The organism is Mesorhizobium sp. M7A.F.Ca.US.011.01.1.1, from assembly GCF_003998295.1.
Classification (GTDB): domain Bacteria; phylum Pseudomonadota; class Alphaproteobacteria; order Rhizobiales; family Rhizobiaceae; genus Mesorhizobium.
The window spans coordinates 188,315-213,532 of the sequence record NZ_RZRT01000006.1 but is presented as its reverse complement, the minus strand read 5'-3'; the positions used below and the strand labels follow the sequence as shown (position 1 = coordinate 213,532).

At 62.8% G+C, this 25,218-nt stretch carries 24 protein-coding genes; 9 read left to right on the top strand and 15 right to left on the bottom strand.

Features of this window, described 5'->3' with window-relative positions:
* The 4 genes from EOA13_RS38620 to EOA13_RS10980 all read right to left on the bottom strand — a co-directional run.
* The coding region (locus EOA13_RS38620; RefSeq protein WP_245490350.1) for a twin-arginine translocation signal domain-containing protein at positions 1-269 on the bottom strand (269 nt) is incomplete at its 3' end.
* A gap of 209 nt (positions 270-478) precedes the next feature.
* Complete coding sequence (locus EOA13_RS10990; protein ID WP_164780049.1) at positions 479-1,717, bottom strand: CmpA/NrtA family ABC transporter substrate-binding protein; 1,239 nt, start codon at positions 1,715-1,717, stop codon at positions 479-481.
* A 2-nt stretch (positions 1,718-1,719) separates the two neighbouring features.
* A complete protein-coding gene (locus tag EOA13_RS10985; protein ID WP_013530455.1) occupies positions 1,720-2,322 on the bottom strand; it encodes an ANTAR domain-containing response regulator in 603 nt (200 codons plus the stop codon).
* Positions 2,323-2,404: 82 nt separating this feature from the next.
* Positions 2,405-4,474, bottom strand: a complete 2,070-nt coding sequence (locus EOA13_RS10980) for an NAD(P)-binding protein (protein WP_127292356.1) — start codon at positions 4,472-4,474, stop codon at positions 2,405-2,407.
* A gap of 276 nt (positions 4,475-4,750) precedes the next feature.
* Here EOA13_RS10980 and argE point away from each other — a divergent pair, with 276 nt between their 5' ends.
* Positions 4,751-5,911, top strand: a complete 1,161-nt coding sequence (argE, locus tag EOA13_RS10975) for an acetylornithine deacetylase (protein WP_127292353.1) — start codon at positions 4,751-4,753, stop codon at positions 5,909-5,911.
* A 6-nt stretch (positions 5,912-5,917) separates the two neighbouring features.
* Here the strand turns inward: argE and EOA13_RS10970 are convergent, their stop codons facing one another.
* From EOA13_RS10970 to EOA13_RS10930, 9 genes are all read right to left on the bottom strand, one after another.
* Complete coding sequence (locus EOA13_RS10970) at positions 5,918-6,874, bottom strand: LysR family transcriptional regulator (protein ID WP_023809423.1); 957 nt, start codon at positions 6,872-6,874, stop codon at positions 5,918-5,920.
* 151 nt (positions 6,875-7,025) lie between these two features.
* Positions 7,026-8,516: an aldehyde dehydrogenase gene (locus EOA13_RS10965; RefSeq protein WP_127292350.1), complete on the bottom strand. Its 1,491-nt coding sequence runs from the start codon at positions 8,514-8,516 to the stop codon at positions 7,026-7,028.
* 20 nt (positions 8,517-8,536) lie between these two features.
* Positions 8,537-9,211, bottom strand: a complete 675-nt coding sequence (locus EOA13_RS10960; RefSeq protein WP_127292347.1) for a DUF1028 domain-containing protein — start codon at positions 9,209-9,211, stop codon at positions 8,537-8,539.
* Between the two features lie 4 nt (positions 9,212-9,215).
* Entirely contained in the window at positions 9,216-9,656 is a 441-nt protein-coding gene (locus EOA13_RS10955) for a RidA family protein (RefSeq protein WP_127292344.1), read from the bottom strand.
* A 54-nt stretch (positions 9,657-9,710) separates the two neighbouring features.
* Positions 9,711-10,985: an NAD(P)/FAD-dependent oxidoreductase gene (locus EOA13_RS10950; RefSeq protein ID WP_127292341.1), complete on the bottom strand. Its 1,275-nt coding sequence runs from the start codon at positions 10,983-10,985 to the stop codon at positions 9,711-9,713.
* A 202-nt stretch (positions 10,986-11,187) separates the two neighbouring features.
* Positions 11,188-11,889 carry an ABC transporter ATP-binding protein gene (locus EOA13_RS10945; protein ID WP_127292339.1) on the bottom strand — a complete coding sequence of 234 codons (702 nt, stop codon included), beginning with the start codon at positions 11,887-11,889 and terminating at the stop codon, positions 11,188-11,190.
* Entirely contained in the window at positions 11,882-12,667 is a 786-nt protein-coding gene (locus EOA13_RS10940; RefSeq protein ID WP_245490349.1) for an ABC transporter ATP-binding protein, read from the bottom strand. Before EOA13_RS10940 ends, EOA13_RS10945 begins: the two co-directional genes overlap by 8 nt.
* On the bottom strand, positions 12,664-13,839 hold the full coding sequence (locus tag EOA13_RS10935) for a branched-chain amino acid ABC transporter permease (RefSeq protein WP_127292336.1): 1,176 nt from the start codon (positions 13,837-13,839) through the stop codon (positions 12,664-12,666). Before EOA13_RS10935 ends, EOA13_RS10940 begins: the two co-directional genes overlap by 4 nt.
* 1 nt (position 13,840) lies before the next feature.
* Positions 13,841-14,758 (bottom strand): branched-chain amino acid ABC transporter permease, encoded by a 918-nt coding sequence (locus tag EOA13_RS10930; protein ID WP_127292333.1) that lies wholly within the window; start codon positions 14,756-14,758, stop codon positions 13,841-13,843.
* A gap of 193 nt (positions 14,759-14,951) precedes the next feature.
* Here EOA13_RS10930 and EOA13_RS10925 point away from each other — a divergent pair, with 193 nt between their 5' ends.
* From EOA13_RS10925 to EOA13_RS10890, 8 genes are all read left to right on the top strand, one after another.
* Positions 14,952-16,082: a branched-chain amino acid ABC transporter substrate-binding protein gene (locus EOA13_RS10925; protein ID WP_127292331.1), complete on the top strand. Its 1,131-nt coding sequence runs from the start codon at positions 14,952-14,954 to the stop codon at positions 16,080-16,082.
* Positions 16,083-16,175: 93 nt separating this feature from the next.
* Positions 16,176-17,270 (top strand): ABC transporter ATP-binding protein, encoded by a 1,095-nt coding sequence (locus tag EOA13_RS10920; RefSeq protein WP_127292328.1) that lies wholly within the window; start codon positions 16,176-16,178, stop codon positions 17,268-17,270.
* Positions 17,267-18,166, top strand: coding sequence for an ABC transporter permease (locus EOA13_RS10915; RefSeq protein WP_031212568.1), 900 nt, complete (start codon positions 17,267-17,269; stop codon positions 18,164-18,166). The genes EOA13_RS10920 and EOA13_RS10915 overlap by 4 nt, the downstream gene beginning before the upstream one ends.
* Entirely contained in the window at positions 18,163-18,951 is a 789-nt protein-coding gene (locus EOA13_RS10910) for an ABC transporter permease (RefSeq protein WP_127292325.1), read from the top strand. The genes EOA13_RS10915 and EOA13_RS10910 overlap by 4 nt, the downstream gene beginning before the upstream one ends.
* Before the next feature lie 105 nt (positions 18,952-19,056).
* Positions 19,057-20,094 (top strand): extracellular solute-binding protein, encoded by a 1,038-nt coding sequence (locus tag EOA13_RS10905; protein ID WP_127292322.1) that lies wholly within the window; start codon positions 19,057-19,059, stop codon positions 20,092-20,094.
* A gap of 56 nt (positions 20,095-20,150) precedes the next feature.
* Entirely contained in the window at positions 20,151-21,761 is a 1,611-nt protein-coding gene (locus EOA13_RS10900) for a GMC family oxidoreductase N-terminal domain-containing protein (RefSeq protein WP_127292319.1), read from the top strand.
* Positions 21,762-21,854: 93 nt separating this feature from the next.
* Positions 21,855-22,232: a hypothetical protein gene (locus EOA13_RS10895; protein WP_127292316.1), complete on the top strand. Its 378-nt coding sequence runs from the start codon at positions 21,855-21,857 to the stop codon at positions 22,230-22,232.
* 176 nt (positions 22,233-22,408) lie between these two features.
* Entirely contained in the window at positions 22,409-23,536 is a 1,128-nt protein-coding gene (locus tag EOA13_RS10890; RefSeq protein WP_127292313.1) for an NAD(P)/FAD-dependent oxidoreductase, read from the top strand.
* Here EOA13_RS10890 and EOA13_RS10885 read toward each other — a convergent pair.
* Positions 23,526-24,347 carry a carbohydrate ABC transporter permease gene (locus tag EOA13_RS10885; protein ID WP_127292310.1) on the bottom strand — a complete coding sequence of 274 codons (822 nt, stop codon included), beginning with the start codon at positions 24,345-24,347 and terminating at the stop codon, positions 23,526-23,528. The two genes, EOA13_RS10890 and EOA13_RS10885, sit on opposite strands and share 11 nt — an antisense overlap.
* Positions 24,348-24,349: 2 nt before the next feature.
* Positions 24,350-25,216: a sugar ABC transporter permease gene (locus EOA13_RS10880; RefSeq protein ID WP_127292307.1), complete on the bottom strand. Its 867-nt coding sequence runs from the start codon at positions 25,214-25,216 to the stop codon at positions 24,350-24,352.
* Between the last annotated feature and the right edge of the window lie 2 nt (positions 25,217-25,218).

Here is a 25,218-nt window from a genome sequence, read left to right as displayed (position 1 = left end):
GCGCCGGAAGGGAAGAGCTTGCGGGCCGCCACGAACAGCCCCGCCGTCATCGCACTGCTGACAAGAAAATCACGGCGCGTCATGTCTTTGAGGGTCGTTCCAGTCCTGATCCGTTTCGTCATCGTCGTCTCCGGTTGGGCGCGGCTTGGGATCCGCGTCGTCGATTGCGTGTTGATCAAAACAAAAAAGCCGCCAGCCAGGTCTTCGCGTCCGGGTGACCGGGAGCGCGCATTAACCTGAGCGGCAGCTTTGCCTGTGGCGCCCGCCATTGGGCGCCTGTTCCGTGACCCGCGAAGGGCCTGTCTATTTCAAAGCAGGAACCGTGCCAGTTTTGAGAGAGGGGAAAAAGATCAATTAAATCAGCAACCCGCGCCGATCGCGGACGCACCGGGTCCTATGGCCGGAAGGCCAAAGATTGCTCATTCGGGCAATCGCGCGCACAATTTTTGTGCAATGCACAAGAATGACGTGGAAATGATCAGGCTTCCGCGCGAGCCGATTTCTGGCCGGTAATGTACGCGTCGACCTCGTCCGGATCGAAGATCTGGCCGTCGAAGAAACCGTCCGGACCGAGCACAAGGCCGGCGCCTGTCGCGCCGACCGCGGTGGCCAGGCGAAGCGCGCCCTCGACCTTCGAATTGGCGCCGGGAAGTGCGATGCCGAGCGGCTTCAGCGCCGAACGATAGAGATCGGGACGATAGCAATCCCGCGCGATGGCGAGGTTTTCAGGCGTATGCGCCACATGCCCCCAACGCACCATCTGCGTGTAGAACCACAGCGCATGGCTCTTCCACGGAAAGTTCGCCGCCTTGTCGAAGGGGAGGAAGAAGTCGTCGATGCTCCGCTCCGCGCCGCCGCCCAGTCGGAGATGGCCGGTCAGGATCGGCATCTGCACGGCCGGCGGCAGGCCGAGAAAGCCGGCCTGCGCCATGACGGCAGCCAATTCGCCATGGTTGGCCGGATCCTGGCACCAGCGTGCCGAGTGATGCAGCGCGCGCAGCAGCGCCGCCAAGGCCTCGGGGTTTTCGTCTGCCCAGGCCTTGCGCACGCCGATCACCTTCTCCGGGCTGTTACGCCATATCCGCGCCTTGACGGTGACGATATGCCCGGTGCCGGCGGCAACCGCAGCACTGTTCCAGGGTTCGCCTACGCAGTAGCCGTCGATGCGGCCGGCGGCCAGTGCATCGGCCATGAAGGGCGGCGGCACGATGACGATCTCGATTTCGCGCGTCGGATCGATGCCGCAGGCGGCGAGCCAATAGCGCAATTCGTAATTGTGCCCGGAATGCGGATGCACCACGGCGAAGCGCAGCGGGTCGCCACCGGTCGCAGCGCGCTCGCGAATGAGCGCCCGCAGCGCCGCACCGGCGCGCGCGGGGTCGAGATCGGCTTCGGCGCTGTGCGCCACCATTCCGGCCCACACAGTGTTGGAGACGGTGACGCAATTGCCTCCGAGTCCGAGCGAGAACGGCACGATGGTTTCCGAAGCGAGCGGCGTCAGCCCGAGATTGCAGGCGAGCGGCATCGGTCCCAGCATATGCGCCAGATGGAAGTGACCGATGGCGATACGGTCGCGGATGTTAGCCCAGGACGTCTCGCGGTGCAGGGTCAGGTCGATGCCTTCCCGTGCGGCAAAGCCAAGCTCACCGGCCGCGACCAGCACGGCGCTGTCGAAAAGCGGCATGAAGCCAGCGGTGATCTGGTGCGCGGCGTCCATGCTCATTCGTCCTCCGCCGGTCCCAGCAACCCGGCGGCAGTCACCAGGCTCTGGGCGATGTCGCCGATCTTGCGGTTCTGGTTCATCGCCGTCTTGCGCAGCAGCGTGTAGGCGGCCTCTTCGGAGAGGCCGCGCGACTTCATCAATATGCCCTTGGCACGATCGATCACCTTACGGCTCTCGAGCTCGCCGCGAACCTCTTCCAGTTCGCGCGCCATGCGCGAAAAAGCGTTGAAGCGGCTGACCGCCATGTCGAGAATCGGTTTGACGCGCTCTTGCCGCAGACCGTCGACGACATAGGCCGAAACGCCGGCATCGACCGCCGCCTCGATCGAGGCCTGGTCCGAGCGGTCGACGAACATGGCGATCGGCCGTTTTACGGCACGCGAAAGCTGGAACATGTTTTCCAGCATGTCGCGATTCGGGTTTTCGAGATCGATGACGATGACATCGGGCTCGATCTCGGCGATCCGCCGCGCAATGCCGGTCACATCATGGATGACGGTGACCCGCTCATGGCCGGCCTCGCGCAACCCCGCCTCGATGATCGCGGCGCGGATGCGGTTTTCGTCGATCACCAGGACGGCGAGTGCGGTTCGAACCATACCTGCATTGTGACCAAGCGAAGGAATTGTGCAATGCGGTATGGTTGAACAACCCGAGATTCGCTAACCGCGCCGCAGGCGCCTAATCCGCCGCCAGCGCCGTGACCTCGCGGCGGAAGGGCAGTGCGTCGCCAATATCAGCTTTGTCCAGCTCGCGGGCGAAGCGGTGGCCGGCGTAGGTTGCCCAGGCGATCGGACCCGGCGCCTCGGCATCGCCGATGATTTTGATCGAGCGGATGCCGCTATCGGCCCATTCATCCCTCCGCGCCTTCAGCTCGCACCAGACGCCATCGTCCTGTTGGCGCGACGTCACCAGCACGACGGCGTCCGCGGCGATGTCGCGTTGGTTGCCCGTATAGGCACACGCAGTGGCAACCCCACCCGCCACGATGCGGGTCACAGTCCGATTCAGCACGATATCGACGCCGAGTTCGGCCAGCCGGCGGTGGATGGCGCCCTGCTCCAGCGTGTTGCGGGTCCAGTCGGACACATAGGCCGACGGTGTCACCAGCGTCACCTTCGCGCCCTGGCGCGCCATCAGCTCGGCCAGAACGCCGCCCATGTAATAGTGATCGTCATCGAACAGCACGACAGTGCCGGTCGGCACATTGCCGCCCATCAGATCGTCCGGCGTATAGACCGGCATGGCCGGGTCCGCCGGCATCGGCACGACATGCGCGCGCGCCACGCCGTCACGGCGCCATGTCGATCCGGTGGCAAGCGCAATGTTCTGAAAGCCGAAGTCCAGTATCTCCTGCGCCGACAATCGGCTTTCGAAATAGACGTCGACATTGGACATCTGGCTGATCTGGTACTGGCGGTAGTCGCGCACGCGTCCCCATGCCGAGAGACCGGGCAAGCGGCATTCGCGCGCCACGCGGCCGCCGAGTTCGGTGCCGGCTTCGGCGATGGCCACCTGATAGCCGCGCAGGCCGAGCGCACGCGCCGCCTCCAGCCCGGTCGGGCCGGCGCCGACGATCAGCACGCTGTCGCTGTCGCCCTTGGCCTGCATGCGTTCGGGATGCCAGCCCTTGCGCCACTCTTCCATGAAGGTCGGGTTCTGCGTGCAGCGCGAGATCGACATGGTCATGTCGCCGGTGATGCAGATGTTGCAGCCGATGCATTCGCGAATGTCCTCGATCCGACCCTGCTCCACCTTCTTCGGCAGGAAGGGATCGGCGATCGACGGGCGCGCGCAACCGATGAAATCGAGCGTACCGGACTTGATCATCTTCACCATCACATCCGGCGAGGTGAAGCGGCCGACACCGACGACCGGCTTGGAGGTCAGCGTCTTGATGCCGGACACCAGGTTCTCCTGCGCGCCCTCCTCCTTGAACCGCGACGGCCCCGAACACTCCTCCCACGCGCCATGCGCCAGGTCCCAGAGGTCTGGCAGGTCGGCGTGCATCTCGATCATGTCGCGCACTTCGGAGTTGGCGAAGCCAAGCTCGCCGATCATCTCGTCCAGCGACAGTCGCAGCGTCAGGCCGCACGTGTCGCCGATGGCATCCCTGCCCTCTTCGATCAGCTCACGCATCAACCGCGAGCGGTTTTCCAGCGAGCCGCCATATTCGTCGCTGCGCTGGTTGGTGGCGGTGGACAGGAAGTGCTGGATGATGCCGAAGCCATGCGCGCCGTAGAGGCAGACCAGGTCGAAGCCCGCAAGCCTGGCACGCTTGAATGCATTGCGGTGCCAGCGGCGCAGGTCGCGTATATCCTGCTTGTCCATGGCGCGCGCCTGAACCGGATCGTTGGTGAAGGTCCGGATCGGCAAGGCCGACGGCCCGCGCGGCACTTCCTTGGTGTAGAGGTTGGGACCGTTGATGCCTGAATAGGCCAGCTGGATACCGGCCAGCGCGCCATGCTGATGCATGGCCTTGGCCATCTTCGCCAGTGCCGGGATATCGGCATCGTCCCACAGCCTGAGCTCGATGAAGGGCGTGATCTCCGAAGTATGGTGCATCTCGGTCTGCTCGGTGAAGATGACGCCCCAGCCGCCTTCCGACTTGATGCGGCGCATCTCGGCTGCGGCCGAAGGGTCGCGGTAGCCGCCGCCATTGCAATGCGGAACCTGGTAGAAGCGGTTCTTGGCGGTCACCGGACCGATCTTCACGGGCTCGAACAGAATGTCGTAGCGCGGATCGCGCATGGAACGTGCCTTCCTGCCAGCGTCGCCTTGCACATGCCCGATCATGGTTTCGAGAAGGTGCAAGCCGGCCAGCCCAGTGGGTTGATGCCGTGAGACCATTCATAAATTGCGACAAGCGCCGGGAAACAACAGATTTCTTCTGTGCCGGTTAGGACGCGCCTAATCGATCAGCACTGCCTGGATTAGCATCCGCTGAATCCCGGCTGAGCCAAATGCGACTTCAAGGCCGCCGCCGCGCGATGTAGATAGCGCGCACGCCCAATGAGACATAAACGCATGGACAGCATCCAGATCCTTGAAAAACTGATCGCGTTCCCGACGGTGAGCCGCGATTCGAACCTCGCCCTCGTCGGCTACGTGGCGGAGCTGCTGGACGCGCATGGCATTGCCAGCCAGATCATCCACAGCGAGGACGGCCACAAGGCCAACCTCTTTGCCACCATCGGACCGGCCGACGCTTCCGGCATCATGCTGTCCGGTCACACCGACGTCGTCCCCGTCGACGGCCAAGCCTGGACGCTGCCGCCCTTCGAGATGACGAGCCGAGACGGCAAGCTTTACGGACGTGGCACAGCCGACATGAAGGGTTTTGTGGCCTGCGCGCTCGCGGCGTGCCTTAAAGCCTCGAAAATGACGCTGCGCACGCCGCTGCATTTGGCACTCTCCTACGACGAGGAGATCGGCTGCATTGGTGTGCGCAGCCTGATCGACATGCTGCAAGCAGCCCCGCAGCGGCCCTTGCTGTGCATCGTCGGCGAGCCCACCGACATGCAGGTGGCGACGGGTCACAAGGGCAAGCTGGCCGCACGCGCCATCTGCAGGGGACGCGAGGGCCATTCGGCGCTCGCCCCGCTGGCGCTCAACGCCATCCATCTCGGCTGCGACTTCGTCGCCGCCTTGCGCCGCGAGCAGGATCGGCTGGTGCGCGATGGCGCCCGCGACGGCGACTACGACATTGCCTACACGACCGTCCATGTCGGCAAGATCAACGCCGGCATGGCGCTGAACATCGTGCCGAACCTCTGCCAGGTCGACTTCGAGATCCGCAATGTCGCGGCCGACGATCCGCACGAGATTCTCGACCGTCTGCGCAAGGAGGCTGCTCTTATTGCATCCGAAGCCTCGGCCACCGCCCCCGAGGCGGCGATCGACATAGACATCACCAACACCTATCCCGGCCTGAACACGCCGGCCAGTTCGCAAGCCGTCGCTTTCATCAAATCGCTGACCGGCGCCAACAACACCATCAAGGTTGCCTACGGTACGGAGGGCGGCCTGTTCAGCCGCGATCTCGGCACGCCGACGGTCGTGTGCGGACCGGGATCGATGGCGCAGGGACACAAGCCGGATGAGTTCGTCAGCGTCGAGCAGATGCGCCGCTGCGACGGCATGCTGGAAAAATTGCTGCAGCGGCTTGCCGACCAGCAGTTGGCTTAACCGGGGCTACTTCTGTGGAAGTGCTGCCTGGCCGACAGCCCGCTCGGCGCCGAACACGCCCTGCTCGACGACGAAATGCCGGCAGTGGTCGATGAACGCCTGGACGGTTTGCGTGCGGTGTTCGGAACTGGGCAAGGCGACGCCCATGGTCAGCGGCCGCAGATCGCCGTCCAACGGCACGAAGACCAGCGGCTTGCCGTCCGGCGCCAGCGTGTTGAGCGGCCGCATATTGGCGATGCCGTAGCCGAAGCCGTTGGCCACCATGGAACGCATGACGGCGATGTCGCCGGTGCGCTCGGCAATGTTGGGGCGGATCCCGCGCTGGTGGAATGCCGAAAGGAAATATTCGCGGCTGAACGGCAGGTCGAGCAGCACCATCGGCTCATCGGCCAATTCCTCCGTCGTGATCGACGCCTTTGCCGCGAAGCGATGCCCCGCCGGCAGCATGACATAGGCCGGCACCAGCATCAGCGGCTCGAAGGTCATGTCCTGCGACAGTTCGAGATCGTAGGTCAGTGCAAGATCGATTTCACCGCGCTGCAGCATCTCGAGCAATTGCCCCTGATTGCGCTCGAACTGGCGCACGCGCACATCGGGGTAGGCGCGCTCGAACCGCATGCGCAGCGCCGGCAGGACGATCTGCGCAAAGGTCAGCAGGCATCCTACCGCCAGCGGACCACGCACCTTTTCGGCAAAGTCGCCGGCGACGTCGTGCAAGGCGTCGGCGTCGTTGAGCAGCCGGGCGGCTTCCTTGAGGAAGACGCGGCCACCAGCCGTGAGCGAGAGACCGTGCGAATGCTTGCGGACAAAAAGCTGGACGCCGAACTCGGTTTCCAGTTGGGCGATGGAAGCCGAAATCGACGGCGGCGAGACATTGACCTGTTCGGCCGCCTTGGCGATGGAGCCGGCCTCGCCCACGGCGACGAAATATTCCAGCTGTCTGAGCGTGAAGCGTAGCGGCATGGCTGGCTATGTTGCCGGTTTGAGGGCTTCGATCAAGCCTAATGCATGTCGCGCAAAAGTGGCCCCGGTTTTGCGCAAACGACATGCATAAAGCAAAGGCCTAAAGCGCATCGCTTGAATCCGTTCAATCGCGATGCGCTTTAGGCGCCCATCAGTACTTGATCCATGTCGTTTTGAGCGCGGTGTATTTGTCGAGCGCATGCAGCGACAGGTCGCGGCCGAAGCCGGATTGCTTGAAACCGCCGAACGGCGTCATCGGGCTCAGCGCGTCGACCGTGTTGACGGAAACCGTGCCGGCATGCAGCCGGCCCGCGATACGATGCGCGCGCGACAGGCTGTCGGTCCACAGCGATGCGGCCAGCCCATAAGGGCTGTCATTGGCGATGCGGATCGCGTCGGCCTCGTCGTCGAAGGCGATGACCGAAAGCACCGGCCCGAAGATCTCGTCGCGGGCAATCGGATCGGCAGGCGCGACATCGTCGAAGATGGTCGGCTGGACAAAGCTGCCGCGCCCGTTGACCGTGACCAGGTCGCCGCCCGCGACCAGGCGCGCGGTTTTCTTGCCGGCCTCGACGAAGCGCATGACGTTGGCGGCGTGGCGACTATCGACCATCGCGCCCATTTTCGAAGCCGGATCGAGCGGATCGCCGGGCTGCGTGACAGCCGCACGTTGCACCAATTTCTCCACCAGAGCATCCTTGATGTCACGCTGGACGAGCAGGCGTGAATTGGCGGAACAGACCTCGCCCTGGTTGAAGAAGATGCCGAAAGCCGCCATGTCGGCTGCCGCGTCGAGATCGCCGCAATCGGCAAAGATGAGGTTCGGGCTCTTGCCGCCGGTCTCCAGCCAGACCTGCTTCATGTTCGACTGGCCGGAATACTGCAGGAACATCTTACCCACGGCGGTCGAACCGGTGAAGGCGAGGCAATCCACATCCATATGGCGGCCAAGCGCCTGGCCGGCGGTTTCGCCAAGGCCGGGCACGACATTGAGCACGCCTGCAGGCAGGCCCGCTTCCATTGCCAGTTCCGCCAGAAGCAGGGCCGACAAAGGCGACTGCTCGGCGGGTTTGAGCACCACCGAATTGCCTGCCGCCAGTGCCGGCGCGCATTTCCACGTCGCCATGTCGAGCGGGAAATTCCAAGGCACCACCGCGCCGACCACGCCAAGCGGTTCGCGCCGCACCAGCACCAGATCACCTTCGCCGGCCGGCGCCACTTCGCCATAGATCTTGTCGATGGCCTCGCCATACCATTGAAAGATCGCTGCCGAGCCGGGGACGTCGACCGCGGCCGCATCCCTGACCAGTTTGCCCATGTCGAGCGATTCCAGCAGGGCCAGTTCATGCAGGTTTTCGCGCAGCAATTGCGCCAGCCGCAGCAGAACCTCCTTACGGTGCGCCGGGCTGGTCCGCGACCAGACGCCGGTGTTGAAGCTGCGCCGCGCTGCGGCAACCGCCAGATCGATGTCTTCCTCACCGCAGGACGCCACTTCGGCCAGCACCTCGCCAGTTGCCGGATTGACGCTGGCGAAGGTCCGGCCCGAACGCGCCGCAACCGTCTTGCCGTCGATGAACGCCTTGTCGCGAAAACGGATCGCGGACGCCTTGCCGATCCAGTCCTTGTGGCTGAGCTCGCTCATCGCAGGTGACCCTGTCTTGACTATTCGTCGCCCGGCACGCCGTAGCTCGGCGCATCGGATGGGTTTATGGCGCGGATCACATAGGCATCGAGCTGCGGCTTGTAGAGTTCCCACAGCGTCGCCAGCTGCTCGATCGGGCAGTCATCGGTCCAGTCACAGCGCAAATCGGCGACCGGCCACGCAACCTCGCGCACCAGCTTCATGCCGGCGGAATGGACAGGACCAGCCTCGCCGCCCGCTTTCAGCGCGGCGCGCATGGTCGCGATGAGGCGGTCGCCCAGATGCCCTTCCGACGCCAGGAAGGCGTCGACCATGGCTTGCGGCACGCCGTCATGGGCCAGCATGTTGCCGCCGCAGGCGACATTGTCCGCACGCGCCTCCGCCCAGATGCCAAGCGCCTTGGGACCCGAATGGATCGCGGTCTTTCCGGCGGCATCGACAGCCAGCACCTGCCGGTATTCGGGATAAGCGCCGGTGCGCTTCAGGATGGCAACCGCCTCGGCGGCCGACGCACCGCGCGCCAACAATTCGAGACCTCGCAGCCCCAGCGTCGGATCGGTGACGTTCTGGCTGGCAATGGCGCCGGCACCAGCCTGCGCATAGGCGCAGCGCGCCGCTACAGCAGGCGACGAGGAGGACACTGCGACCCCGAACATGCCGGTGTGGCTGCATCGCGCGACGATGGAGAATGTCATGACTTTAATCCGGGATTATCGAAGTGCGATCATCCGGGATAACTGCGGTGCCGTCGATCTCGACCAGCCAGTCCGGCCGCGCCAGGGCCTGCACGACAAGGCCGGTCGAGACGGGATGCACGCCTTTGATATACTCGCCCATGGTGCGGTAGACCGCCTCGCGATGGCGGACATCGGTGACGTAGACCACCACCTTGACCAAATGCTCCATGGTGCCGCCGCACTCCTCGACCAGCTGGCGGATGTTCTGCATGACCTTGTGCGTCTGCTCGACCGGATCATGGCTTTCGATATTCTTGGCCGTGTCGAGATCCTGCGGGCATTGGCCGCGCAGATAGACGGTCCTGCCGCCCCGCGTAACGACCGCCTGGCACAGATCATTGTCGAGCTTCTGCTCGGGATAGGTGTCCTTGGTGTTGAACTTGCGAATTCTTGTATGCGCCATCTTGGTCTCCGTCAGATCAGGCTCGAGGTAGGGCGTCCGTTTCAGGTGCCGTTGCTATGCTACCCTGGTCTCGCGCTTTGCGGACGCATGATAGGCCAGGTACTTGCGCTGCGTGGAGATATGGTCCGCCACATGCTGGGCGTCGTGCCAGACGCCCCAGATGAAGCTCGATCCCCGCCGCGATTGCCACGGCAGTCCCAGGAAATAGATCCCTGGCTCGGTCGACACGCCGCGCTGATGCTTCGGCTTGCCCTTTTCGTCAAACACATCGACCTTCAGCCAGTTGTAATCGACGGTGAATCCCGTTGCCCAGATGATCGAACCTATCCCGGCTTCCGCCAGGCTCAGCTCGAGCATGGGATCGGTCATGCATTGCGGGTCCGGTCCGATCTCGCGGGCCGCGGGCTCCTCGGGAAGGTCGAGGCCGTTGCGAGCGACATAGGCGTCGGCCTCGTCCAGCACCGACATGTAGTTCGCATCACCGCGCGCGATATTTTTAGCCAGATCCGGAGCGAAGGTCATGACCCCTTCCTTGTAGGATTCCGTCCGGCCAACCAGCGTCATCCCTTGCGCGGCAAGACGCCGGAAGTCGATCGTCTGGCCGCCGCGCGCGCCGCTGACCGCGATGGTGACATGTTCCGTGCCGGGCGCCGGCGCCTGGGCGTCCCACTTGCCCAGAACCCCCAGCCACCAACAGAAGTCACGCTCGCGATAGGCCCGCGGCGGCCGATCATGCGGACCGACAGAGAGATAGACGCGCCTTCCCGCGCGATGGAGTTCGTCGGCGATCTGCACTCCTGAAGATCCTGAGCCGACCACCAGAACCGCCCCTTCGGGCATCTGATCCGGATTGCGATAGGCGCTGGAATGTATCTGCATCGCTCCGGCATCCCCGGGGACAACCGCCGGAATGACCGGATGCTGGAAAGCCCCGGTAGCGGCAACCACGCTCCTGGCCTCGATCACGCCATCCGAGGTTTCGACCCGGAAGCCGGGACGGCCGACAAGCCTTTCCACGCTCCTGACCTCCACGCCGCAGCGGATGGGGGCAGCGATCATGTCGGCGTAAGCGACAAAATAGTCGGCAACCTTCTCCTTGCCGACAAAGGCGTCGGGACCGGCATCCGGAAATTCCATGCCGGGAAAACGATCATGCCAGGCGGGACCATTGGCAACCAGGGAGTCCCATCTTTCGGAGCGCCAGCGTTCGGCAATGCGGCTCCGCTCGAGCACGAGATGCGGCACCCCGCACTTGCTCAGATGCTCGCTCATGGCCAGCCCCGCCTGGCCGCCGCCAACAACAAGCGTGTCTACCGTTTCGACTGGCATTTCAGCGGCCCTTTCTGGCTCTCCCCGGGAGTGTCTGCGCATGCGGCGGAGATCTGATCGTTGGTTTACTGGAGGCACCGGGCAGCGAAAATTATGATTTCATGTGGCAGTGGTTAGCTTGTCCCTAAATGCCGGGAAGCATGGTCGAAGATGTGGAGCGCGGGCGTGGATCATCCCTGTTGAGTCAGAAGAAACGGACGGCTCAGAGATAAAGGCTTCTGGCCGCCTTGGACGAGAGCAACTCCTTTGCCGGCCCTTCCTGGGCGACCTTACCCTTGACCAGCACATAGCCGCGATCGGCGATGCCCAGCCCCATTTCGGCATTCTGTTCGATCAACAGGATAGTCGTGCCTTGGCGATGGATCTCCCTTGTAATCTCGAAATACTCGCCGATGAGTTTTGGCGAGAGACCGAGCGACGGCTCGTCCATGATCACCAGTCTGGGTTCGCCGATCAGGGCGCGCGCCAGCGCCACCATCGCCTGTTCGCCGCCGGACAGCGTGCCGGCGACTTGGCGCAAACGCTCATGGATGCGCGGAAACAGCTTGCACATCTTGTCCAGTTGCACCGCGAAATTGGGTCCCCTGCCCGACACCGCATCATAGCCCAGGCGCAAATTCTCCATCACGGTCAGGCCGGGGAACAGTCGGCGCCCTTCGGGAACAAGGCCGACGCCGAGCGACGCGAGGTTTTCCGTGCCGAGCGTCGCCATGTCCCTGCCCATCACCTCGACCTTGCCGCGCTGCGCCCGCACGACGCCGCAGACGGTCATGAAGGTTGTCGTCTTGCCGGCGCCGTTCGGCCCCAGCAGGCAGACCAGTTCGCCGGGACGCACGCTCATCGCCACGCCGCGCAGCATCGGCACCGCGCCATAGGAAGTATCGACATCCCTGAGCTCAAGCATGGGCGACCGCCTTCCCGAGATAGGCTTCCTGGACGCGCGGGTCAGCGCGCACCGCCGCGAAGTCGCCCTCGGCGATCTTGCTGCCATAGTCGATGCAGGTGACATGCTGCGGGAACGCTTCGACCACCCGCATGTCGTGCTCGATCAGGATCACCGACAGAGCAGGGTTTTGTACGCGCAGCCGCGTGATGTCGGCCACCAGTGCGTCGGTTTCCGTGTCGTCCATGCCGACCGAAGGTTCGTCGAGCAGCAAGAGCTTGGGCTGTGATGCGAGCGCGCGGGCAATTTCCAGCCGCCGCCTGTCGGCTTGGGCCAGCGTGCCCGCTGGCCGGTAGCGTTGTTCGAACAGGTCGCCGGAGCCGAGCTTGAGCAGGGTTTCGGCCTTTTCCACGCAGGCCGCCATCTCACGGCGCGACGCGCCGGGCCGAAACAGCGCGGTCAGCACGCCGGTCCTGGTGCGGGTGTGCATGCCGATGATCACGTTGTCGAGGACGCTGAGGTCGGAGAACAGACGCGACGACTGGAATGTGCGGGCGATGCCGCGGTCGACAACTTCGTAGGACGGGCGGCCGGTGATCTCGGCGCCGTCGAAGGTCACGCGACCGGAGGTTGGCCGATAGACGCCGGTCACGACATTGAACAGCGTCGACTTGCCGGCGCCGTTCGGGCCGATGACGGCGAGCACCGCGCCCTTGTCGATCGACAGGCTGACATCGTTGAGCGCGACCAGGCCGCCGAAGCGCATCGTCAAATCCTCGACCTTGAGAAGCGCGCTCACAGCCCGCCTCCGTAGCGCCGCATGCGTTGCGGGAACAGACCTTGCGGCCGGATCATCAGGAAGCCGATGATGACGACGCCGAAGAACAGCAGGCGGTAGTCGGCGAACGCGCGCAATTTCTCCGGCAGGATGGTCAGCAGGAACGCACCGACGATGACACCGAAAATATTGTCCATGCCGCCGACGATGACCATGGTCATGATGGTGACGGAGACCAGGAAGGTGAAATTGTCGGGAGAAATGTAGGACACGTAGAAGGCGTAGATCGTGCCGGCAAAAGCGGCGAGAAAGGCATCGACCGCGAAGGCCAGCACCTTGAACCACGCCACATTGATGCCTTGCGCCTTGGCGGCGATCTCGTCGGCGCGCAGCGCGTTCCAGGCCAACCCGATGCGCGAGCCGTGCAGCCGGTGCGCGGTGACGATGGCGACCACGACCAATGCAGCCGACAGATAATAGAAGTTCGCCTGGCTCGGCAGCTTCCAGCCGAAGATCACCAGCGGATCGGCAAAGGAATGGCCGAACAGGCTGGGCGCCGGAATGCCGACCAGTCCGTTCGGTCCGCCGGTCCAGCTGAAATTGTTTAGCAATTGCTGGACCACGACACCGAAGGCGATGGTGACAAGCGCCAGATAAGTGTCGCGCGTGCGCATCGACGGGATGCCGATGATGAAACCGAACAGGGTCGCGGCCAGCGCCGCGACCGGCAGCGTCAGCCAGAAGCTGACGCCGAAATTGATCGCCAGCAGCGCCGACACGTAGGCGCCGATGCCGTAGGAAGCGCCGGTGGCGAAGTTCGGGATGTTGGCGCTGCCGAGCTGGAAATTGAGCGCCAGCGCCAGCACGGCATAGAGCTCGGCGACGATCAGCAGATGAAGGATATAGGTGTTCGAACCGACGAAGAACGGAAAGGCCAGGACGATGACCGCCGCAGTGATCATCGCCACGAGCGGAACCCGGGCAAAGCTCGCCAACGCATAGTCGGCGATCCACGGCAGCCTCTCCAGCAGATAGAAACCGAGGCCGAGCAAGGCCAGCAGGCCGACCACCTGCCAGCCGCCGTCGACTCTGAGGATGAGGTACAGGAACGCTGCCCCGATGATTTGCGAGGCGATGGCGAAGACCGTGGCCGCGGCTATGCCCGGCACGTCGGGTGAAGCACGACCCTGCATGCTAGACTTTCTCCATGACGGTGCGCCCAAGCAGGCCGGCGGGGCGGAAGATGAGCACGGCGATGACCAGCAGGAAGACGAAGACCAGCCGGTAGGAAGCGCCGTCCGGCACGAATGTCTGCGCCAGCACTTCGATGCCGGCAATGATCAGTCCGCCCAATATGGCGCCCGGCATCGAGCCGAGGCCGCCGATCACCGCGGCTGAAAAGCCGAGCAGGCCGGCCATGACGCCGAAGTCGAACCGTGTCACGCCGGCATAGCTTGCGAACAGAAGTCCGGCGATGGCGCCGATAGCCGAGGCAATGAAGAATGTCGCACGGAAGACGCGTGCATCGCGGATGCCCATCATGCGCGCCACGACCCGGTCCTCCGAGGCCGCCCGGATGCGCAGGCCGAGCGGCGTCATGCGCAGGAAGACAAACAGCATGACCACCAGCGCGACGGTGAGCACAACAACCAGCAGCGCGAACCAGCTGATGGCAACACCGGAGATTTCGAAAGCCATGCCCGACACCAGGCGCGGAAAGGCGTGCGGGTTCGATCCCTGCGGATAGAGATGGCGGATCAGCTCGCGGATGACGATGCCGAGCGCCACCGTCGCCACCAGCGCCATCATGGCGGGCGCATCGCGGAAGCGCCTGATGACCACCTTGTCGAGCAGGACGCCGATCAAACCGACGGCGAGCACGGCGACCGGAACCGCAAGCACCAGCCAGGCGGGCCCCGAGGCGCCAAGAGCGGTCGCCAACGCCTGGGCAAGCGCCAGCGTGATGAACGGCGCCGTCATCGCGACATCGCCATGCGAGAAATGAATGACGTTCAGGACACCGAAGATCAGGCTGAATCCGATCGCCAGCAAGGCATAGATGCAGCCAAGGGTTATCCAGTTCACCAGTTGCTGGACAAGCAGTTCCGCCATGCGGTCCGTCTCTCGATTGAAGCCGACAGGTATCAACCGCCATCCCGGGCGGACAGAACGAATCTCCGAACTCACGAGTCACAATTTCCGAATTTCGTCACTGAATACGCGCCCGTACACTGATGATCAGCCGACGATCACGATCGGCCGGGTCGCTACGACGGCGGCAGATAATTCTGTTTGAGGTGGAACCATGCAAAACAGGCGCAGTGCGCTTATCCGCGTATCGTCAATTCTGGCCGGCTCTCTGTTTGCCATCGCCCTGGGCGCCGCCCAGGCGCAGGCCGACCAGATCAAGCTCGGCTTCATCGGGCCGCTCTCCGGCGGCAACGCCCAGCAGGGCCTCGGCGCCCGCAACGGCTTCCTGCTCGCCATCGAGCAGGCCAATGCCAGCGGCTATCCGCACCAGGTGGAAGGCGTCGTGCTCGATGACGCCTCCGATCCGGCCGTCGGCGTTTCGGCGGCGCAGAAGCTGGTCAACGATCCCGCGGTGGTCGCGGCAACGGGGCATTGGAACAGCTCGGTCGCGCTGGCGACGATCCCGGTCTTCAACCGCTCGCAGATGCCGTTCATCGTCTGGGGCGCGGTCAGCCCGAAGATCACCGAACAGAACTTCCCGAACGTGACCCGCGTGACGCCGACGCTGGTCAACGAGAACAAGCCGCTGGCCGAAGCCATCGCCAAGCAAGGCAAGATCAAGAAGATCACCATCATCTCCGACACCACCGACTACGGTGCGGCCAACACCAAATGGTTCGGCGATTTCTTCAAGGCGGCCGGCGGCGAGGTCGTTTCTTCGGATGCCGCGGCTGTCGGCACGACCGATTTCCGCGCCATGCTGACTACCGCGAAAGCAGCGTCGCCCGACGCGGTCTATTTCGGCGGCGTCGTCACCGAAGCAGCGCTGGTGCGCAGCCAGATGGCCGACCTCGGCATGGGCAATCTGCCGATGTACGGAATTTCAGGCATCTACGACCCGAAATTCATCGAGATCGCGGGAGCTGCCGCCGAGGGCACCATCGCCGGAACTCCGGCCGTCCAGTCGAACCCCGAACTCGAGGAGTTCAACAAGGCCTATGAAACCAAGGCCTATCCCGATCCTGCCGGCTCCTATGCGAAATATGCCTACGAGGCGACGCAGATCCTGCTTCAGGTCATCAAGGAAAAAGGCCTCGACGACAAGGAAGCGCTGAGCAAGGCCATTCGTGACATCCACCACGACGGCATTCTGGGAGACGTGTCGTTCGATGCCAACGGACAGACCAACATGGCCATCGACATCGACATGTTCGTCGTCCGCAGCGGCAAATGGGAGAAGATGTAACTACCTGATCGACGCCGCGCCCGTTCTCAGTGGCGCGGCGTCGATCACCTTCATCGCCGAGCCCGCAAAAAGTCCTGACCGGAGCGCCTGACCATGAATGACGAGGCCGGCCACGGCGCACCTCGAAAGGCCGTCGAGATCAAGGGCGTCTCCAAGGTGTTCGGCACCTATCAGGCGCTGAAGCCTGTTTCCTTCGACATCTACGACAACGAGTTCTTCACGCTGCTCGGCCCGAGCGGCTGCGGCAAGACCACCCTGCTGCGCATGATCGCCGGTTTCGAGCAGCCGACGGCGGGGCAGATTTTCCTGCACGGCTCGGACATACAGGGACTCCCCCCGCATAAGCGGCGGGTCAACACCGTCTTCCAGAGCTACGCCCTGTTTCCGCATATGAGCGTCGAACAGAACATCGGCTTCGGGCTCGAAAACCTCGGCTGGTCAAAGGACCGCCGCGATACGCGCGTCGCCGATATGCTTCGTCTCGTCCATATGGAGGCCTTTGCCGGGCGCAAGCCGCAGCAATTGTCGGGCGGCCAGCGCCAGCGCGTCGCGCTCGCCCGCGCTTTGGCGCCGGAACCGGAAGTGCTGCTGCTCGACGAACCGCTCTCGGCACTCGACCTGAAGCTGCGCCAAGCCATGCGCGACGAACTGCGCATCCTGCAGCGCAAGACCGGCATCACCTTCGTCTTCGTCACCCACGACCAGGAAGAAGCGCTCGACATGTCGGATCGCATCTGCGTTCTCGGCGATGGCGAGATCCAGCAGCTTGGCACACCCGCGGCGATCTACGAGGAGCCGTCGAACCGCTTCGTCGCCGATTTCATCGGCGAGACCAACTTCCTCGATGCTGACGTGATTGCCGTGGACGGCGAGCAGGCAACCGTGAAAACGCAGCTCGGCATGACCTTGACGGCCTCTCACAAGAAAGCGGTCGCCGGCCAGAAGGCCTTCATCTCGATACGTCCGGAGAAAATCAGCCTGCCCGCCCAGGACAACCCGATCGCTATCGACGGCACGATCATGAGCACCAACTACCTCGGCGGCTACACATACTATCTGATTGAAGCGGGCGGCACCAAGCTGCGCATCTCCAAGCGCAACAGCGTCAGCCGCGGCCAGATGTTCGAAATCGGGCAATCGGTAAAAGTTGGCTTTGCCGCCGAATCCGTGCGGATCCTCGGCGCATGAAGGCACCCACAAAAACTCCTGACTGGAATGTCCTCGGCCTGCTGCCGGCCCATCTCATCATGCTGCTGACGCTGATCATCCCGATCGGTATCATCATCGTGGTGTCGTTCTCGACGCGCGGACCTTACGGCGGGTTCGAATATGTGTTCACCACCGCGCCCTACAAGCAGCTGCTGTTCAACGAAGGCTGGACCGGCGAGCTGGAGTTCAATCCGCAATATCTCATCGTCGTTGCCAGGACGCTGGTCCTGTCGGCCGTGACAACATCGATCTGCCTGCTTCTGAGCTTCCCAGTCGCCTATTTCATCGCGCTGCAGCGGCCGGCGATCAAAGTGCTGCTGATCTATCTCGTCACGCTGCCATTCTGGGTTTCAATGATCGTGCGCGTCTATTCCTGGATCATCATCCTTGGCAAGGATGGTGTCGTCGAAAAGACCCTTCGCGGTCTCGGCCTCGTCGACAACATGGACTCGCTGCTGTTCGGCAACACCGCCATGCTGCTCGGTCTCGTCTACAGCTACATTCCGCTGATGATCCTGCCGATCTTCGCCTCGATCGAAAAGCTCGACCCTGCGCTCATCGAGGCGTCGCATGATCTCTATGGCAACCGCCTCACCACATTGCGCCGCGTTATCCTGCCCCTCACCCGGCCCGGCATGATCGCCGGCGCGATCCTGGTGTTCGTTCCAAGCCTCGGCGCGGTCCTGGAGCCGACCCTGCTCGGCGGCGGCAAGACGATGATGATGGGCAATCTCATCCAGCTGCAGTTCGGTGGCGCCCGCAACTGGCCGCTCGGCGCCGCCATCGCCATCGTGCTGATGGCCGCGGTCATGGTCTTCCTGATTTTCCAGGGTCTGCGCTCGATGCGCACCGAAGGCCTGGAGCGTGCGGCATGAACGCGGACGATGATGTCAGGCGCTATCCGGGCTTCGGTCTCTTCAGCGCGATCTTCTTCGCCTATCTCTATTTGCCCATCGCCGTCGTGGTGTTCTACTCTTTCAATGCGAACCGGATCGTCTCCAATTGGGGCGGCTTCTCATTGCACTGGTACGCCACCGCTTTGTCCAACGCGAACCTGATGACGGCGGTGAAGACCTCCCTGCTCGTTGCCGCGGTCGCCACAGTCGCCTCGACGCTTGTCGCGTTGATGGCGGCATTGGTGCTGGTGCGCGGCCGCGATGTCCGGTTCCGCCGGATCTCCGAAGCGGTGGTGAACCTGCCGCTGCTCCTGCCCGAAATCGTCGTTGCTGTCGCCGTCCTGATCCTCTTCTCCGAGATCGGGCTCGCCAACGGAATGGTGAAGCTGATGATCGCCCACACCACCTTCTGCATCCCGTTCGCCTTCCTGCCGATACGCGCCCGCCTGCAGGGGATGGACTTCGATCTGGAGGAAGCCGCCCGCGATCTCTATGCCACCGGCTGGGTCGCCTTTCGTCGCGTCACGCTGCCGCTCATCCTGCCCGGCGTGTTCGCCGGCGCAATGCTCGCCTTCGTCATCTCGATGGATGATTTCATCACCAGCAACCTGTTGAATTCCGGCGGCGCCACCACGCTGCCGGTCTACATTTTCTCGCTGATCAAGCAGGGCGTGTCGCCGCAGCTCAACGCAATCTCGACCTTGATCATGATTGTTTCGGTGGTGCTGGCGACCGTGGCCTTCCTGCTTCAGCGACGGCAGTAGCAGCGGCGTAGTTTTTCCTAATCAAGGCATCGGGCAAATCGAATTTATCGAACCCGACGGTTTGTTATCGTCGCCCCTGGGAGAACAACAAAACAGGGGAATGAGATGTCGACAAGAACCACAATTGCAGCGCTCGCCATGGCTGGCGCCGTGAGCCTTGCCTTCAGCGTGCCCGCTCTCGCCGAGGGCAGCCTGGCCATCTACGCATGGGCGGATTCCATCTCGCCCGAGATGGTCACGAAATTCGAGAAGGAAACCGGCATAAAGGTCACGGTCGACGCCTTCTCATCCAACGAGGACCTGCTGACCAAGCTGCAGGCCGGCTCGTCGGGCTACGACATCGTCACGCCTTCGCAGCACTTCGTGAAGATCATGATCGATAGCGGGCTGCTCGAGGATTTCGGCGCCAGCTCGATGGCGGCCTACAGCCAAGTCCTGCCGGACTGGCAGAAACCGTGGTGGGATGCGACAGGCAATCATTCGATCCCGCTCGCCTTCGGCAATGCCGGCTACACTGTCAACCGCGATCTCTACAAAGGCCCGGTCGACAGCTGGAAGACCTATTTCGAGCCACCGGCGGAGCTGCGCGGCAAGATCGCCAGCCTGGCGCAGCCCGACGAAGTCATTCCGGCAGCGGAAAACTATCTCGGCATCAAATATTGCAGCGAAGATCCGCAGGAGATGAAGCGCGTGCTCGACCTCTTGCTGGCGCAGAAGCCATTCGTGGCGGCCTATTCCAGCGACAACATCGAAAACCGCATCGGCAGCGGCGAGGTTGCCGCCCATTTCTGGTGGGACGGCAACACCATGAGGCTTCGCCGCAACGACAAGGCCAATGTCGAATACGCGATGCCGAAAGAAGGTCTGGTCGGCTGGCTGGATTCCTATGTCGTGCCGAAGGGCGCGGCCAATATCGAGAACGCCAAGAAGTTCATCGATTTCATGACCCAGATCGACAACGCGACGGCGCAGTACAATTATTACGGCCACTCTTCGCCGGTGAAGATCGACGAGAGCAAGGCGCTCTACAACAAGGAGAACGCTCCGGAGCTGTTCCCGACCGTTCCCGTCAAGATGGGCCAGGCCTGCTCGCCGGCGGCGCAGGAACTCGTCACCAAGGTCTGGACGCAGCTTCTGCAGTGAGCCGCTCAGCCGGGGCGCGCGCCGCCCCGGCATCTCCATTCTCAAAGGGGCTGGCCATGCAGACCGAAAATCTTGACTACGACTACATCGTCATCGGCGCAGGCTCGGCTGGTTGCGTCCTTGCCAATCGCCTGAGCGCCAACCCGTCCCACAAAGTGTGCCTGATCGAAGCCGGCGGCAGCGACAGCGGCCTGCGGGTCAAGGTGCCTGCCGGCATCCTCTCGCTCTACGGCAATCCGAACTATGACTACTGCTATGTCGGCGTGCCTCAGCCCAACCTCAAGGGCCGCAGGATTCCGGTCAATCGCGGCAAGGCATTGGGCGGCTCCAGTTCGATCAACTCGATGGTCTACATCAGGGGCGCCGCGCAGGACTATGACGAGTGGTCGCGACTCGGCTGCGCAGGCTGGGCATTCAGCGACGTGCTTCCCGTCTTCAAGAAGCTCGAGCGCAACCTGCTTGGCCAAGACCCGCACTACCACGGTACAGGCGGGGAACTGCTGGTCGACAAGCCGCGCGATCCGAATGTGCTGTCGTCGATGTTCGTCAAGGCCGGCAACAATGCCGGTCTTCCGGCCAACAGCGACTTCAATGCCGAAAGCCAGTTCGGCCTCGGCATCTACAATGTCACCCAGGATCGCGGCCAGCGCTTCAGCAGTTTCACCGCCTTCATGCGCCCGGTGCTCGATCGCAAGAATCTCACAATCCTCAGCGAATGCGAAGTGATCGACCTCGATATAGCCGAGGGGCGCGCGACAGGGGTACGGGTGCGGCACAAGGGCGAGCAGAAGACGCTGTCGGCCCGCCGCGAAATCGTGCTTTCGGCCGGGGCCATCAATTCACCGAAGATCTTGCTGGCGTCCGGCATCGGCGCAGCCGCCGAGCTGCAGGCGATCGGCATAAAGCCGGTTGTCGATCTGCCGGGCGTGGGCAAGAACCTTCAGGACCATATCGACGGCATGATCACGGTCCGCTCCTCGAGCACGAAGACGCTCGGCCTGTCGCTGCCCAACTTGCCCCGCGTGCTGGCTGCGCCTTTCCGGTACTTTGCCGGCCGCAAGGGCATGCTCACCACCAACTATGTCGAAGCCGGCGGCTTTGCCCGGACGAAGTATGCGAACGGCATTCCCGACATCCAGTTCCACTTCGTGCCCGGGTATCGCAGCCATCGCGGCAAGCTGGTGGAGTACGGCCATGGCTACGCAATCCACACCTGCGTGCTCAGGCCCAAAAGCGTCGGCGAACTCAAACTGTCAGGCCAGGCATCGAACCGCGATGTGCTGATCGATCATCGCTTCTTCTCGAACGACGAGGACGCCAGCGTGTTGGTCGAAGGCATCAAGATCGCGCGTCAAATCTTTGCCGCATCCGAGTTCGACCCGATCAGGGGGACGGAGATGCTGCCGGGCAAGGATGTTCGCAGCGATGACGAGATCCTCGCCTATTTGCGTGCCGAAGCGCTCACCGTCTATCATCCGGTGGGGACGTGCAAGATGGGGACCGACGCGATGGCCGTCGTCAACCCGGCAACGCTCAAGGTACGCGGCATCGGTGGCTTGCGGGTCGCGGATGCGTCCGTGATGCCGAAGCTGATCGGCGGCAACACCAATGCCCCCAGCATGATGATCGGGCAGCGGGCAGCGGAGATGATCCTGGGCCGGGGATAATTTCTGTAGCGCAACTCCAGGTAAGGCATGCAGCGGCCTTCCGTCAGTAGCTGCGCCAAAACAATGAGTTGGAACGGTTCAGTGAATCAAATATTGAACCGCTACCTTTTGCAGCTGGGCTGCCACGGGCACGCGCCATCGAATTCAAGCGGCTTGATCGTCCCGCTCATCCGCCTCGCCGTTGATCTCGCGCAGCAGCCTTTCGATGTCGGCCTTCGCGAACCGCTGGCGAAACCGACGGTCGAAGGTTGTGAATATGCCGACGAAGGAGTTGGCGCAGTGCTCCAGCATCGTGTCCGCCTCCTGCGCGGTGATGCCGAGTTGCCCTTGCAGAAAGACGATGAACTTTCGCCTTGCGTCCGGATTTTGAAGCACGACCTTGGGAAGGCCGCCGAGATCGCGGTCGGCATCAATGCAACGGGACGCAAACAAATTGCGCTGCGTGCGCCACACAACGCAAGTTTGAACTGAACCCATCAGCCGATGAACGGCATCGGTCTGGACATCTCGTTCTATTTGCTCGGCGGTGGAGTGACATGTCATGCTTGTGGTGACATCTCATGCTGGCGGTGCCTTCGGTGGGTCCGCAATTCTGGTGAGGCCTGCTTGCACGTCCTGCATTGTTCCCTAGGGTCTGGCGACTGACGATGGAGGTCCCCGACGAGAAAGTCGATTGCATCGTCATCGGCGCCGGCGTCGTCGGCCTGGCGATTGCGCGGCAGCTGGCGCTCGATGGACGCGAAGTTCTTGTCGTGGAGGCCGAGGACAGCCCCGGGCTGGGCACGTCGAGCCGCAACAGCGAGGTCATCCATGCCGGCATCTACTATCCGAAGGGCAGCCTGAAAGCGCAGCTATGCGTCGAAGGAAAGAACGCGCTTTACCACTATTGCGAAGCGCGCGGGATTCCGCACAAACGCATCGGCAAGCTTATTGTCGCCGCGAGCGATGCGGAATTGCCGATTCTGGAGGGGATCCGGACCAAGGCCGCGGACAATGGTGTTGCGGACCTGGAGATGCTCAGCCGCGCGGATGTGGAACGCCTTGAGCCTGAACTGGACGTTGCCGGCGCGCTTTTGTCCCCAAGCACGGGGATCGTCGACAGCCACGCGCTGATGCTGGGGCTACAGGGCGATGCCGAGAATGCCGGTGCCACCTTTGCGTTTCGCGCGCCGGTTCTCGGCGGCAGCGTCGACGAAACGGGCTGCGAGCTCCAGTTTGGCGGCGATATGGAAGGCTATAGGATCGCCGCAAATCTGGTCATCAATGCGGCCGGATTGTCAGCCCATCTCGTTGCCCGGGGTCTTGTAGGCGGGCATGGCGGCAAAATCCCAGATGTCACCTACGTCAAAGGCAATTATTTTGCGCTTGGACGCCGCCCGTCCTTCAACCATCTTGTTTATCCGGTTCCGGAACCGGGCGGCCTCGGAGTTCACCTGACGCTGGATATGGCCGGATCGGTTCGTTTCGGGCCGGACGTCGAGCCCGTCGATGAGGTCGGCTACGCGGTCGACCCAACTCGGGCCACACCGTTTTACGCGGCCATCCGACGCTATTGGCCGGGGCTGAGGGACGGGGAACTGGAGCCGAGCTATTGCGGGCTGCGGCCTAAAACGAACGGGTTGCAGTTCGGCGATTTCGACATTCTGGCAGATCCGTCCGGACGGCTGATCAGTCTTTTCGGGATCGAGTCACCTGGCCTGACAAGTGCGCTCGCCCTGTCGGATAGGGTTGTCCAACTAGTCAGAACGACGAACTCGTCTTGCCTTAGCCTTTGACCGCTCCAGCGGTCATGGATCCTGATATCTGCCGATACATCACAAGACCCAGCAAGGCCGGCGGCAAGGCGCCCAGCATCATGACCGCGGAAGCGGTTCCCCATTTTACGCCGCCGCCGCTTGCGGCGAAAAAAAACGATGCGCCGACCGTCATCGGGACGGCACGGCTGGTTGTCAGCATGAGGCCGAAGAGGAACTCGTTCCAGGCAGTGATGAAGCCGAAAATGAAGGTTGTGACGAGCGCCGGTCGGATGACGGGCCGGACGATCATCATCATCACCTGCAAGGAACTTGCGCCATCGACTTTCGCCGCCTCGTCGAGTTCGACCGGTACATCTGAAATCGCGTTCACCAGGATGACGAGCGCAAGAGGCGCGTTGACGATGGTCAGGATGAGCCCGAGCCCGATCTGCGTATCGAGCAGGCCCAGCCACTGGTACATCATGTAGAGCGGGATCGCGAAGATGATCAGCGGTACGGCGCGAAGGTTGATGACGATCGGCAGGACCAAGCGCTTTCCCGCCTCGCTACGCGCGATCGCATAGGCAGCCGGGAACGCGAGCGCGATCGCAAGGCCGGTTCCAATCAGCGCCGCCACGGTGCTGTTCAGCAGGTAGGCATAGATGTTGAAGCGGCTGGTCTGCGTCAGGACCTCCAGATAGTTGTCGAGCGTCGGCTGGCTGATCCACAAACCGGGGTTCGTCGAAAGCTCGCGCTGGCTTTTGAGCGATGTGATCAGCGTCACGATAATGGGGAAATTCATCGCCAGCACGGCGATGGCAAAAACGATCCAGCGCAGTGCCCTGACCATCGTCAAAGCTTCCTGCGGCCGGCAAGCCGGTTAAGGCCGTGGAGAACGATGAACGAAGCCAGGAACAGCACAACCGAAGCGGCGACCGCCTTGCCGATAGCCCCTTCCTTGAAGAAGGCCTGGTAGATGTAGATCGACAAGGACGTCGTTGAACCGCCAGCGCCACTGCCGGTCAGTGCGTAGACATTGTCGAACACCCTGAAACCGTCGATGAAACGGATGAAAAACGCGATGACCAGCGTCGGCTTCATCAACGGCAGGTCGATCCAGCGGACAATCTCAAACGGTGATGCGCCATCGAGCGAGGAGGCTTCGCGCACGTCGAGCGGTATGGCCGAATAGGCCATGTAGAAGAGCAGGAAGGCGAAAGGCGTCCATTGCAGCGTCTCCACGACGACAAGGGTGCGGAAGGCATTGTCGATGTCGAGGAAGGCCGGGCTGTCGCCGAACCATTCGAAGAGATAGTAGGGGACGGGGCCCGCGAATTCATGCAGCACCAGCCGGTACATGAGACCGACCATGGCCGGCGCGACCATCAGCGGCAGCATCAATGGCGCCATCAGGACTGGACGCTTGCTCAGAAGCGGCGCCAGGAAGATGGCAAGGAAAAGGCCGATCAGACATTCCGCCGATGCGGTAAGAATACCGAAGCGCAGAGAGAACCAGGCCGAGCTCCAGAATTCGCGGTCGTTCAACACCGCGACATAGTTACCGAAACCGCTCAACACCGGACTGCGCAACGTCTCGAATGTGACGGTCGAAACGGAATAGATCAGATTGACGATCGCCGGAAAGCCGAGAAACAGAAGCAGGAAGCCGACCAGCGGCGTCAGATACATCCTGCCTTCGGCACGTGTCACAAGGGCCATGT